Origin of the sequence: Microcoleus sp. PH2017_05_CCC_O_A (assembly GCF_020738785.1) — a bacterium.
In the GTDB taxonomy this organism is placed as follows: Bacteria; Cyanobacteriota; Cyanobacteriia; order Cyanobacteriales; family Microcoleaceae; genus Microcoleus.
Map to the genome: position 1 here is coordinate 1 of NZ_JAEQCB010000154.1, position 11,804 is coordinate 11,804.

The 11,804-nt window shown below is 47.2% G+C and carries 13 protein-coding genes, 1 tRNA gene, 1 pseudogene and 1 other annotated feature; of the genes and pseudogenes, 5 read left to right on the forward strand and 10 right to left on the reverse strand.

Annotated elements, in window-relative coordinates:
* Together JGK20_RS27440 and crtD are read left to right on the forward strand one after the other, a co-directional pair.
* Positions 1–484 (forward strand): annotated as a pseudogene (locus JGK20_RS27440) (CopG family transcriptional regulator); the annotation flags it as partial.
* Between the two features lie 179 nt (positions 485–663).
* Entirely contained in the window at positions 664–2,253 is a 1,590-nt protein-coding gene (gene crtD, locus JGK20_RS27445; protein WP_293232825.1) for a C-3',4' desaturase CrtD, read from the forward strand.
* 206 nt (positions 2,254–2,459) lie between these two features.
* Here the strand turns inward: crtD and rplL are convergent, their stop codons facing one another.
* From rplL to rplS, 10 genes are all read right to left on the reverse strand, one after another.
* Positions 2,460–2,846, reverse strand: a complete 387-nt coding sequence (gene rplL / locus JGK20_RS27450) for a 50S ribosomal protein L7/L12 (RefSeq protein ID WP_293186745.1) — start codon at positions 2,844–2,846, stop codon at positions 2,460–2,462.
* 118 nt (positions 2,847–2,964) lie between these two features.
* A complete protein-coding gene (rplJ, locus tag JGK20_RS27455; RefSeq protein WP_293186746.1) occupies positions 2,965–3,549 on the reverse strand; it encodes a 50S ribosomal protein L10 in 585 nt (194 codons plus the stop codon).
* 29 nt (positions 3,550–3,578) lie between these two features.
* Positions 3,579–3,750: a sequence feature (ribosomal protein L10 leader region), on the reverse strand.
* Positions 3,751–3,859: 109 nt separating this feature from the next.
* Positions 3,860–4,573, reverse strand: a complete 714-nt coding sequence (rplA, locus tag JGK20_RS27460; RefSeq protein ID WP_293186747.1) for a 50S ribosomal protein L1 — start codon at positions 4,571–4,573, stop codon at positions 3,860–3,862.
* A gap of 95 nt (positions 4,574–4,668) precedes the next feature.
* Positions 4,669–4,845, reverse strand: coding sequence for a hypothetical protein (locus tag JGK20_RS27465; RefSeq protein WP_293186748.1), 177 nt, complete (start codon positions 4,843–4,845; stop codon positions 4,669–4,671).
* A gap of 20 nt (positions 4,846–4,865) precedes the next feature.
* A complete protein-coding gene (rplK, locus tag JGK20_RS27470) occupies positions 4,866–5,291 on the reverse strand; it encodes a 50S ribosomal protein L11 (RefSeq protein ID WP_006635588.1) in 426 nt (141 codons plus the stop codon).
* A 3-nt stretch (positions 5,292–5,294) separates the two neighbouring features.
* Positions 5,295–5,933 (reverse strand): transcription termination/antitermination protein NusG, encoded by a 639-nt coding sequence (nusG, locus tag JGK20_RS27475; protein WP_293186749.1) that lies wholly within the window; start codon positions 5,931–5,933, stop codon positions 5,295–5,297.
* Complete coding sequence (gene secE / locus JGK20_RS27480) at positions 5,930–6,163, reverse strand: preprotein translocase subunit SecE (protein WP_293128199.1); 234 nt, start codon at positions 6,161–6,163, stop codon at positions 5,930–5,932. Before secE ends, nusG begins: the two co-directional genes overlap by 4 nt.
* A 152-nt stretch (positions 6,164–6,315) precedes the next feature.
* Positions 6,316–6,525 carry a hypothetical protein gene (locus JGK20_RS27485; protein WP_293186750.1) on the reverse strand — a complete coding sequence of 70 codons (210 nt, stop codon included), beginning with the start codon at positions 6,523–6,525 and terminating at the stop codon, positions 6,316–6,318.
* Positions 6,496–6,568: transfer RNA gene (locus tag JGK20_RS27490), tRNA-Trp, on the reverse strand. Before JGK20_RS27490 ends, JGK20_RS27485 begins: the two co-directional genes overlap by 30 nt.
* A gap of 134 nt (positions 6,569–6,702) precedes the next feature.
* A complete protein-coding gene (gene rplS / locus JGK20_RS27495) occupies positions 6,703–7,089 on the reverse strand; it encodes a 50S ribosomal protein L19 (protein ID WP_293186751.1) in 387 nt (128 codons plus the stop codon).
* A 67-nt stretch (positions 7,090–7,156) separates the two neighbouring features.
* On the opposite strand from rplS, the gene JGK20_RS27500 reads away from it, so the two are divergent.
* The 3 genes from JGK20_RS27500 (at position 7,157) to JGK20_RS27510 (ending at position 11,592) form a co-directional block, all read left to right on the forward strand.
* Positions 7,157–8,545: an inorganic phosphate transporter gene (locus JGK20_RS27500; RefSeq protein ID WP_293212822.1), complete on the forward strand. Its 1,389-nt coding sequence runs from the start codon at positions 7,157–7,159 to the stop codon at positions 8,543–8,545.
* A gap of 1,045 nt (positions 8,546–9,590) precedes the next feature.
* Complete coding sequence (locus tag JGK20_RS27505; RefSeq protein ID WP_293232827.1) at positions 9,591–11,354, forward strand: DMT family transporter; 1,764 nt, start codon at positions 9,591–9,593, stop codon at positions 11,352–11,354.
* Positions 11,355–11,403: 49 nt separating this feature from the next.
* The gene (locus tag JGK20_RS27510) at positions 11,404–11,592 is read left to right on the forward strand and encodes a hypothetical protein (protein ID WP_293186754.1); all 189 of its coding nucleotides are present in this window, start codon (positions 11,404–11,406) and stop codon (positions 11,590–11,592) included.
* The last annotated feature ends 212 nt before the right edge of the window (positions 11,593–11,804 follow it).

Below are 11,804 nucleotides of genomic sequence, written 5' to 3' on the forward strand. Positions count from 1 at the left end.
GCAACTAGCCTCCAAATCTAGCGATTTGGAATCTTTGCAGCATCAATTGGGCGAAAAAGAACATTGGGCTAACGAATTGCAGCAGCAACTAGCCTCCAAATCTAGCGATTTGGAATCTTTGCAGCATCAATTGGGCGAAAAAGAAAGTGCGATCGCATCTTTACAGCAGCAATTCGCTACCGAAAAGCAAAATCTCGAAAGCCAATTGCAGGAAACTGTATCGAAGTCAAGTTACGAAGCTTTGCAGCAGGAGTTAGCAGAAAAGTCAAGTGCGATCGGCAACTTGCAAGTTCAACTGACCGAGTTCCACTCTCTAAAAGATCAATTAAGCCAAAGTGCTGCGAAACAGCTAAATTACGAGGCTTTGCAGCAAGAGTCTCAAGAACAGCTAAAAACAATCAAAGCTTTACGGGAACAGCTAGTTCAAATGCAAGCTGTGGCTGGGATTGGCGAAGCTTATCTCAACAAGTGGCGCCGTCCCTGATTTTCTCATCAGCACGCCACAGTCTAACGTTTCGGGTGCGCCCGGAGCACTTTACCCCTAAAACGTCCTCTAAACTCGGCCTCCTTCCTCTTGTAGCGATAGATTTGAACCTGTCGCTACAAGAGCTTTTTATGGCAAAATATGACCATAATATTAAGAAATATTACAATAAATAAATTATGATGACCGATCGCACCCGTCAAAGCAAATCCAGTGCAACAGACACCAAGGGCCGCGTCACAGTAATTGGGGCCGGCATCGGCGGGCTGACAGCAGCAGCCTTGCTTGCCCATAGAGGATACAAAGTATTAGTCTTAGATCAGGCGATCGTCCCCGGAGGATGCGCTTCCACCTTCAAACGCAAAGGCTTTACCTTCGATGTCGGCGCCACGCAGGTTGCAGGCTTGGAACCCGGAGGCATTCACCACCGAATTTTCTCAGAATTAAACATCGAACTTCCCCCCGCCACACCCTGCGATCCCGCTTGTGCGGTATTTTTGCCGGGAGAAACGACACCGATTAGCGTGTGGCGAGATCCGCAAAAATGGCAGGAAGAAAGACAAAAACAATTCCCCGGAAGCGAACCTTTTTGGCAATTATTGTCTGCATTGTTCCAAGCTAGCTGGAAATTTCAAGGGCGCGATCCAGTTTTACCGCCCAGAAACTTCTGGGATTTCTGGCAATTAATTCAAGCAGTTCGCCCCGATACTTTAATTACTTTGCCTTTCACTTTTATGACGGTGGGAGATGCTTTGCGCTTGTGCGGTTTGGGCGACAATTTGCGCTTGAGAACTTTTCTGGATTTGCAGTTAAAATTGTATTCCCAAGTTGATACCGAAGAAACGGCGCTGCTGTACGCGGCGACGGCTTTAGGAGTTTCCCAAGAGCCGCAGGGATTGTATCATTTACAAGGAAGTATGCAGGTGTTGAGCGATCGCCTGGTAAGTGCGATCGAGCTTTACGGCGGCAAAGTTTTGTTGCGGCATACAGTCGAAAGTATTGTCACCACTAACGGCAAAGCCACCGGCGCAGTGATTCGCAATCAAAAAACAGGCGAAGTTTGGACGGAAATTTGCGATCGCATTGTTGCCAACGTCACCGCGCAAAATCTAGTTAAATTGATGTCAAGCGAGCCTGTTTTAGAAACTTTAACAGATAATTCCGAAACAACAAACCAACTGCCAAATCAAATGGCAGGCTACAAACATCGAGTTGATAAATTGCCGCCCGCATCCGGCGCATTTGTGATATATTTGGGAGTGCATGAAAGCGCAATTCCGGCAAATTGTCCGCCGCATCTTCAGTTTCTCTACGACTACGACGGCGAGATTGGTGAGAATAATTCGTTATTTGTTTCCGTCAGTCATGCGGGCGATGGCCGAGCACCGCAGGGAATGGCGACAATTATTGCTTCGTCTTTTACTGATACTCGAATGTGGTGGAATTCCGCTGATTATGAAGGATTGAAGCAAAAATACGCTGAAGGTGCGATCGCCCGTTTGAGCGAATATTTCAATTTGACACCCGAAAAAATTGTACATCAAGAATCAGCAACACCTCGCACCTTTGCCCGCTACACAGCGAGAGATAAAGGCGTTGTCGGCGGCATCGGCCAGCGAATACCAACCTTCGGCCCTTTCGGATTTGCCAACCGCACGCCAATTAAAAACCTCTGGTTAGTCGGCGACTCCACCCATCCCGGAGAAGGAACCGCCGGTGTTTCCTATTCTGCTTTAACTGTCGTGCGGCAGATGGAGGCGGAGTTTTGATCGCAGATCAGAGGGCGGTTGAAACCGCGTCTACACGAACGAAGATCTGATCAGACGGCGGTTGAAACCGCGTCTACACAAACAATGTCCGCCTCCGCGGACTCAAGAAAAAGACGGCGGTTCAAACCGCCGAATCTTGAACCCGCGGAGGCGGGTTTTGTCTGTATAGACGCGGTTTCAACCGCCGAGTTTTCTAGACTCTATGACTACTTGATAGAAATCTTGGCGCCCACAGCTTCAAGCTGCTTCTTCAATTCTTCAGCAGCTTCCTTAGCAATAGCTTCCTTAACTGCCTTAGGTGCGGCTTCTACCAAGTCTTTCGCTTCCTTCAGACCCAAACCGGTAATTGCGCGGACTTCCTTCAGAATTGCGATTTTCTTGTCAGCAGGAACTTCTTCCAACATGACAGTAAACTCAGTTTGTACTTCTACTTCTTCAGCAGCAGCAGCAGGGCCGCCCATCATCATCATGCCGCCTACAGGAGCAGCAGCGCTAACGCCAAAAGCTTCTTCAATTTGCTTGACCAATTCAGAAGCTTCGAGCAAGCTCAGAGTCTTCAGTTTTTCTAAGATTTCGTCGGTTGCAGTAGACATTTTTTGAACTCCTAGTTCGATTTGATTAATTGTCAGTTGTCAGTTGTCAGTTGTCAGTTGTGATTTTCTAGTTCGAGATTTCTCAATTCAAAACTCACAATTCAAAACTCAAAACTATCTAAGCAGATACGCTTTCTGCTTCTGCTGGTGCTTCTGCTTCTGCTGGTGCTTCTGCTGCATCGCCGTCTTTTTCAGCATAAGCTTTGAGACCGCGTGCGATCGAAGTAGGAACTTGATTGATACCCACAGCCAACTTGGTTGCGACACCGTTGATAGCGCCAGCAATTTGAGCCATGAGTTGTTCCTTCGACGGCAGATCCGCTAATGCCTTAACATCATCTTGTTTCAGCACCCGTCCTTCCATCACGCCGCCGCGAACTTCAGTCTTCTTGGAAGCTTTTTGGAATTCTTGGTAAGCCTTAATCGCGCCGCCAATATCTTCTTGCACGAACATAAACGCCGACGTACCTGTCAGCAATTCCTGTATCGGCTGCCATGTTTCATTGCCTTCAACAGCAATTCGCATTAGCGTGTTTTTTGCCACTTGGCAACTGCTGCCTTTGGGACGCAAACGCCGCCGCAAATCTGTGATTTCAGCAACAGTTAAGCCTTTGTAGTCGATCGCGATTACCAGTTGAGATTCGCTCAAGGTTTGCTTGAGGTCTGCAATAATCTCATTTTTTACTGCTAAACTTTTGCCCATACTAATTTCACCTCCTTTTAGGATCTCAAACTGCCAATCAAAAACCCCAACCTTATAGCCGGGGCAGAGAATTAAAAATTAAGAATTAGGAATTAAAAGATAGAACTTTTTAATTGATTTTCTTGAGTTTTTATTTCTTCAGCCTCGGCAGGAAATTAAGCACTCGGCACCTGCGGTCTTCAGCTTATTGATTTTTGATTAGGCTATCACCATCCGGCAGACATTAGCAAGGGTATGCAGCAAATCTCGTGAGAGATTTACACAGACAGCCGAAGCTGTCTTTTACTTTCTGCCTTCGGCTTAATTCTTGCTAAGCAGCATCAAGTTTGGTATCGCGCAGAGCACTGATATCGACTTCGATCGATGGGCCCATAGTTGCGGATACGTACAAACTGCGCCAGTAGCGACCTTTCGCACCAGAAGGACGGTTGCGGTCAACAGTTTCTTGCAAAGCATGAAGGTTGACCAGCAAATCTTCCGCTGAGAAAGCTGCCTTGCCAAACATAACATGAACGATGCCTGTGCGATCGGCACGGAATTCTAGTTTACCACCTTTGAATTCGTCGATCGCCCGAGCAATGTCAGTCGTCACTGTGCCGCCTTTTGGAGAAGGCATCAAGCCGCGCGGGCCCAACAACCGACCCAATTTTGCCACCAACGGCATCACATCTGGAGTAGCAATCAGACAATCGAAGTCCATCATGCCCTTTTGAATTTCCTCGATCAACTCTTCAGAACCAGCAATATCTGCGCCGGCATTCAGAGCTTCTTTAACTTTTTCGCCCTTAGCAATCACCGCAATTCTGACTACTTGACCAGTTCCTTTTGGCAGCGATACAGTTGTCCGCAACTGTTGGTCAGTATATTTCGGGTCAATTCCCAAACGGATGTGAGCTTCAGCAGATTCGCCAAACTTAGCGGTTGCTGTTTCTTTCAAAAGTTGCAGAGCTTCCAGCGGTAGGTAAGGTCTCTCTTCAACTTTCTTTTGAAGTTCTTGCAATCTTCGCGATACTTTCTTTGCCATTGTTATTTTTTGGGGTTAGTAGATTTGAGATGTGAGATTTTAGATTTAAGAATTGAGCCGTTTCGGTCATTTCAAATCTAAAACATTTGCGATTCCTAGCGAAGCTTTGCTTCTCCCCCTGAATCGACTTGCGATTTCGGATTTTCGATTTTAGATTTTCGATTGAACTTATCAGCCGATCGTTGCCAATCTAAAATTTTTCCGATTCTGACGATTGATTGCTGCCAACTGCCAACTGCTTTCGGAGTCAACTGACAACTGTCAACTGTCAACTGTCAACTGTCAACTGACTTTAATCAGCGATCGCCACGCCCATGTTTTTAGCTGTTCCCGCTACAATTTTCATAGCAGCTTCAACATCATTAGCATTAAGGTCAGGCATCTTAGTTTCAGCGATTTCTCGCAACTGAGCCTGTGTGATTGTCCCTACTTGCTTGCGATTAGGTTCACCCGAACCCTTAGCAATACCAGCAGCCTTTTGAATCAAAACCGACGCCGGGGGGGTTTTGAGAATAAACGTAAAACTGCGGTCTTCAAAAACCGAAATTTCTACCGGAACCACGAGACCTGCTTGGTCTGCGGTTCTAGCATTGTACTCCTTGCAAAACATCATGATATTGACGCCGTGCTGACCCAAGGCTGGGCCGATAGGAGGAGCTGGGTTGGCTTTTCCCGCTGTAATCGCCAACTTAATTACTGCAACAACTTTCTTTGCCATTAGTTAGTTCTGTTTCTGAACCTGATTGAACTCTAATTCTACAGGCGTATCGCGCCCAAAAATCGAGAGTAAAACTTTGAGCTTGTTCCGTTCCGGGCTAACTTCAATCACATCACCTTCAAAATCCTTAAACGGCCCGGAAAGTACCACAACGTGGTCTCCTGTCGCCATCGATACTTTGACAACTGGTTCTGATTCCTGAGCGTTTCTGAAGATCCGTTCTACTTCCGAATGACTCAGAGGTAGCGGTTTGACGTGACCCCTGCCGCGCCCGTAGCGGCGTTTTTGCTCTGCCCCGACAAAATTAATTACATTCGGGGTATTTTTAATCACCTGCCACGTATCCTCGTCCATATACATACGGATGAGTACGTAGCCGGGGAAAATTTTCTCATCTGACTGGCGCCGGGAACCGTCTTTGCCGACTTTGATCGCTGGAGTTTGCGGAATTTCGACTTGAACGATGCGATCGGCAACATCCAAAGTTTGAATCCGCTGATCCAAGTTTGCCTTCACGCGCTTCTCGCAGCCTGAGGCTACCTGAACAGCATACCAGCGAGCCTGAATCTCCGGCACATCTGGCGATGCTGCCTGTCCCGTCGTTTCTGTGGAATAATCAGATTCTTCTGATGCAAAAGTCATGGCCCAAACACCTTTCCTGCGCCCCAGTTAAAGAAGTTATCCACCAAATAGATCAGGCTTGCTGAGAGGATTACCATCAAAAGCACGGCCAAAGACTCGCTAATTAGCTGCTGGCGGCTCGGCCAGACCACTTTGTCGAGTTCTTCTCTAGTTTCCTTAAAAAAACCCGCAGGATCGAACCCAGGCGCAGTCATTTCTTGAGTTTCTTGAGCTTCGTCTTTTTTCGCCACGATCGAATCCCCCTTCCGATTTCAGATTTTAGATTTCAGATTTTAGATTTTGTGAGTGGCTCGCGGCTATCTGATTTTTTGACACTAACCACTTACGCCCAAGTCCAAAATCTCAAATCCAAAGCCAGCACTTTTTTACAAGCTCAACCCATCTAACGGTGTATGTGCCGATCGCCCTCAAAGGCGATCGAGAAGCAACACCGAGCATTTGTTGATGGCCTTTGTTGCGAACCGCCCACAAAAATTAATTCTACCCGAAAGTCTGCGGTTTCGGCTGTTTCCAGCCAATTATCCGGGCGCTTTCGGGCAGAATTAAAATTTTGGTGATTCAGCGCGCCCTGGAGGACTTGAACCCCCGACATCAGGTTTTGGAGACCTGCGTTCTACCAACTGAACTAAGAGCGCACAGGTGAGGTTGCTGAAATTCGCTTAACCTCTAGATTTCTATTTTAACACAGTGCGCTCGGAAATGGGAAACTTTTTTTTGAATTTTTCAATTTCCCATTTTCTGTCTCTCCAAGAGGAAGCTGGGTGCATTCCTACAGGGAGCGATCGAACCGCTGTTTGACGCGAGTAGCTTTGCCGACGCGATCGCGCAGGTAGTAAAGTTTTGCTCTACGGACTTTACCGCGGCGCATGACTTGAACAGTAGCGATGCGGGGCGAGTGAATCAAAAACACCCGTTCCACGCCGACGCCTTGAAACACGCGGCGCACAGTGATTGTTTCATTAATGCCGCCGTTACGCATGGCAATCACAGTCCCTTCGTAGGGTTGAACCCGTTCTTTCGCGCCCTCTTTAATTCTCACGCCGACGCGCACGGTGTCGCCTACGTAAATTTCTGGTAGAACTTTGCTTAGTTCTACCTTGACTCTATTTATTTCTTCCGTCTCGATCGAACGGATTATTTCTGCTGCGCCTTTCATAAAATTTTCCAAAACTCACAATCCCCTATCATATATCGAACTGCCAGTTTTATCTCAAAAAACTTCTATGTTAAATACTTCCTTGGTCGTATTTCTGCAACTCGGGGCGATCGCGATACTAGCTTTGTACGTCGCCGCCAACTTGGGGGCTAACGATGTCGCGAACTCGATGGGGACATCGGTAGGATCGAAGGCGCTCACGCTGCGGCAAGCAATAATTGTTGCAGGCATACTAGAGTTTGCTGGTGCCGTGCTGTTCGGGCAAGGAGTTTCCGAAACTCTAGCAACAGGAGTTGTGAATGCAGAAGTGTTCGCAGACAAACCGCAGGTATTTTTGATCGGGATGGTGTCAGTGCTAGCAGCTTGTGGCTTGTGGCTGCAAATTGCTACCAGTCTAGGTTTGCCAGTTTCTTCGTCTCATGCGGTGGTAGGTGCGATCGCAGGTTTTAGCTGGGTAGCAGCGGGAATTCATGCGGTTGATTGGCCGACTATCGGCAGGATTTCGTTAACTTGGGTGGCGACACCTTTTGCTAGCGGTGCTTTAGCTGCACTATTTTATAGTGGGGTGAAGCATTGGATTCTCGATCGCCCCGATCCTTTATTTCAACTGCGCGAGTGGATACCTTGGCTGAGTGCAGCGCTGCTGAGCGTATTTGGGATAATTGTATTGCCGTCTGTTGTGGATGTGGCTTTGGTGCAGACAGGCGCGATCGACTTCGCGCGCGATCGACTTGGCTGGAATCTGCCAATTCACGATATTGCGATTGCTATCGGGAGTATTGCTGCGATCGGGCTTTCCCTCAATAGCTGGAAAAAGTTAGAGAAAGAAGGTTCGGCAGCGAGCAATGTGCGGGATGTAACAGATAGAAAGAATAAGCAAGAGGAAATATTCTCCCCATCTCCCACTCTCCCCCTCTCCCCATCTCCCACTCTCCCTCACTCTTCCATCGAGCAACAGATGGCGAGATTTCAAGTGCTGAGCGCTTGTTTTGTGGCATTTGCACACGGTTCCAACGACGTAGGGAATGCCGTTGCGCCTTTAGCTGCGATCGCCTACATCCAGCGCACAGGCTCCTTTCCCCTAGAAGATTTTAACGTTCCCCTGTGGATTTTAGTCCTCGGAGGCGCAGGAATCGTCATCGGTTTAGCCATTTGGGGTCAAAAAGTGATCGCTACAGTCGGGGAAAACATCATCCAACTGCAACCCAGCGGCGGATTTTGCGCGGAATTAGCCACAGCTACCACAGTATTATTAGCATCTCGCTTGGGTTTGCCGGTTTCCACATCCCACGCTTTAGTGGGTGCAGTTGTGGGAGTCGGGCTGATTAAAGGTTGGAAATCGGTACGCTGGAAAACTTTGCAGTCAATTGGTTCGGCTTGGGTGGTGACAATCCCGATCGCCGCCGGTTTGGGTGCTAGCATTTTCAGCATCGCCCAATGGATTTTAGTTAAATGAACGCGATAGGTGTGTATAGCCTTTCAAGCGAAAGATGAAGTACGACTGGGCATAGGGCATAGGGCATAGGGCATAGGCATCCGTGGGCATACCTCACTTTTTTGAGAACCGCGATAATTTCCTTCTCCAAACAATGCTTTAGCTGTCAAGCCAGCACTTCCATACAGGGCTTTCTCAACTGAATCTCAGTGCTGTTACTAAATTGTATAAAGTGTTTTACGGTGAGTATTAGTCTAGAAACCACAGGCGTTGCTGGGCAAATGATGCCGGAAAAATAAACACTTCGGCTTAGTCTGAAATATTCAGGCTTTGGCGATCGCTTTTCATTCAGTTAACAGTTGATGGTTGATGGTTGAAAAAGAAAATCAGTTGATAGTTGATAGTTGATAGTTGACAAAGGAAGTCAGAAGATTGGAGTAATGAATCGTCTGATTTTAAGCTCTTCCGATCGCGCTTGGGGCTTTAAACCAAATTCTTATCGTAAAGCAATTGTCAGAATTTTTAGATGCCAGATCTGTTGCCCTTGGAGAATGGGATGTGTTAGTTTTTTGATGAGACAGGTTGCTTTTGAGGGTGCGATCGCCTCTTCAAACTTTGGCGATCGCAAGATCGGAAATTTTAATATCAAAAATCCGGGTGCAAGAGTGTGTGAGAGACTTGGGCCCAGAAACCCGGTTTCTAGCCATTTAATGCTCAAATTATGCCTTTAGGGGTGAGGAGTCTCGGCCCTACCCTCAACTTTAGTTGTCGGGGAAGAGGTTATCCGGCTGGCGAGGCGGGTGAGTTAGAGGCGAGAATTACCCGGAGCAATCGGTGCAGAGGTCAAGCTGTAGTATGATTTCTAATTGCACAAAGTGTTCTTGGGGCGATTAAGAGCGGGATAGCTTCGCTTCACGCAATTTTCTAACATTTCTAGCTCAGCGACTACCATAGATTCAACAGCGTCCGCAATCTTTGAGACCAACTCACTAGAACTTGCGACCTGATGCAGCCAAAATACTTAAGAACACTCTCTCGTGCAGTTTAAATTAGAGGTTATAGGCTAATGGCGAACCGGAACAGATACTCGCCAAAAGGCGACGCAGGGGATGCACAATCAGCAGAACAAGTCCTCAACTCAGTGATGCAGGAACTGGACGCTTTGCATGAAAATGTCAAAGGTCAGTTAAACCAGGACATTACTCGGCTGCAAACTGAAAAAAATCACCTGATTGAAGATATTGAAGGCCTCCGGGAGCAATATCGCAAATTGCAGTCTCAGCAAATGGAATCTCTGTCTGGGCGATACATTCAGCAGCAGCAATTGTGGCTGAAGCAGTTGGCTCAAATTTTGGCTCACAATTTGCAGGATTTGTTGGTGCAGCGGTTCAACGAACTCAGCGCTAACTCGGGCCATTCTCTCAGCAGCCCAATTCCCAGCGGCGAATTCCCCATACCCATGCCCCCTAGCAACTATGACGAACGGGCCTCGGAGTTATTGGCGGCGCTCGATGAACGGATAGATCGCAGTTTCCAGATGCTAGAACAAGATTTGAGCAGCTATGAAAGCGAGCTATCCATGCGGCTCAACAACATGAAAACCCTCGAACTCCAAGGGGAAGAACTGCTACAAAATCTCGTCAACCGCATTCGGGAAGAACTCGTAGAAGAAGAATATCTTGACAATCCTTTCGACGCTCAAGATTCCTATCCCGAGGAAGCAACTAATTCTATCCGCCCGCAAGTTTTGCCGCCAACACCTGCGGATGCGCCGCGGCAAGCCGTTCCACAGCCTTCAGCAGCGCCTGCGGCAGTCGCAACAGCCACTTCTCAAGTGCAAGCAGGTTTGATTCTGGCTTTGTCTTCGGCGGTGGTATTGTCGCTGTTTAATGTTTGTTTGAGAATTCTAATTAAAAGCAGAAATCCTCGGATGATTTTTGGCGTGTTTGAGCTTGATGGGGTGGTGACTCGGGGTTTTGGAAATTCTCTGTTGATTTTGTTGATGCGGCTGATCGTGGTGATGGCTTTGATGCCAGTATTGGCAACATTTCTGTATCCTTCTGTCTGGAAAGATCTTAAACGGTTTTTCTACTCGCGCGATCTATCTTTGTGGAGCAAGGTTTTAGGAAGCGCATTTTTTCTGTTTTTGTCTCAGGTTTTGATTTATTTGGCGATCGGCAATATTCCGGCGGGGATTGCTATTACAATTTTCTTTATTTACCCGATCGTCACCGTACTGGGTTCTTGGTTCTTGTTTGGCGCTCGTCCGAGTACGATCGGCTTTTTGGCGATGTTGGGGATTACCGCAGGTCTGATTTTAGTTGGATCGCCGAGTTTTGCTGCGCCAGCTCCTGGCGGTGGCAATGTCGAGGTAGGAGTCGCCGCTGCACTGGCTTCTGGGATTACCTTTGCAGGTTACGTATTGCTAACTCAAATGGCCGCCGGCAAACTGCACCCGATTCCTTTTAGTTTAGTTAATTTCGGCGCGATTTTTGTATTTTCGTCCCTGAGTTTGTGGGTACCGCTGTCAGAGAATCTGGCTCCGAAAATCGACCAAAATGTTTGGCCTGGTTTGATTGTGGGAGGCGTTGTTTTAGGCGTACTGACACTATTTAGCTATCTTTTGAACAATTTTGCCATCCGGTTCGCGGGGGCGGCCTTAGCGTCAGTAATTGGCACTTTGGGCCCGGCGATGACAGCACTCTTCGGGTTTATAATTATCAATGAAAAGTTGCAGCCTGTAGCAATTCTCGGCATGGCTGTGGTGACATTGAGCGTGGCTGCGATGAGTGTAGAACGCATGGTAGCTCCTCAGAAAAAGGCTACTTAAGTTCAGTTGACAGTTGATAGTTGACAAAGGAAGGAAGAGGATTGGAGTAATGAATCGTCTGATTTTAATTTCTCCCTACAAGGAAGAGCCTTTAAACCAATTCTTTCTGGTAAAAACTGCTGTTGGTAGTGAGGACTTTAGTCCTAGGATTTTGAGGAATAAATTCCTCACTACGAACTTGTTTTATAAAGTGTTTGTAGCGGGGAATGCGAGTCATCCCATTTTGATTACTAATTAGGGCTTGCTGAAAAAGTCAGAAAACAGCATTTAGAAAGATGAGTGAATTTGAGATCGCCTCGACAATATAAGTTTTATCAATCTTGTTCTGGCGAAACATAGCTTTTACCAATAATTTAAGCCAAAAAACATCAAAAAAGGTTTTTGTTATGAAATAGACAGAAAAAAAGCCAAAAAGCCTGCCGTACCCTGGCAGAAAGATTCATCACCAGA

Bases quoted from the DNA above. Each gene is read 5' to 3' on its own strand.
- JGK20_RS27485 (WP_293186750.1), bottom strand. From the start codon at position 6,525: ATGTCGGGGGTTCAAGTCCTCCAGGGCGCGCTGAATCACCAAAATTTT.
- JGK20_RS27510 (WP_293186754.1), top strand. From the start codon at position 11,404: ATGAATCGTCTGATTTTAATTTCTCCCTACAAGGAAGAGCCTTTAAAC.
- rplA (WP_293186747.1), bottom strand. From the start codon at position 4,573: ATGGCAAAGAAAGTATCGCGAAGATTGCAAGAACTTCAAAAGAAAGTT.
- rplK (WP_006635588.1), bottom strand. From the start codon at position 5,291: ATGGCAAAGAAAGTTGTTGCAGTAATTAAGTTGGCGATTACAGCGGGA.
- nusG (WP_293186749.1), bottom strand. From the start codon at position 5,933: ATGACTTTTGCATCAGAAGAATCTGATTATTCCACAGAAACGACGGGA.
- JGK20_RS27500 (WP_293212822.1), top strand. From the start codon at position 7,157: ATGTTAAATACTTCCTTGGTCGTATTTCTGCAACTCGGGGCGATCGCG.
- JGK20_RS27505 (WP_293232827.1), top strand. From the start codon at position 9,591: ATGGCGAACCGGAACAGATACTCGCCAAAAGGCGACGCAGGGGATGCA.
- rplL (WP_293186745.1), bottom strand. From the start codon at position 2,846: ATGTCTACTGCAACCGACGAAATCTTAGAAAAACTGAAGACTCTGAGC.
- rplS (WP_293186751.1), bottom strand. From the start codon at position 7,089: ATGAAAGGCGCAGCAGAAATAATCCGTTCGATCGAGACGGAAGAAATA.
- crtD (WP_293232825.1), top strand. From the start codon at position 664: ATGATGACCGATCGCACCCGTCAAAGCAAATCCAGTGCAACAGACACC.
- rplJ (WP_293186746.1), bottom strand. From the start codon at position 3,549: ATGGGCAAAAGTTTAGCAGTAAAAAATGAGATTATTGCAGACCTCAAG.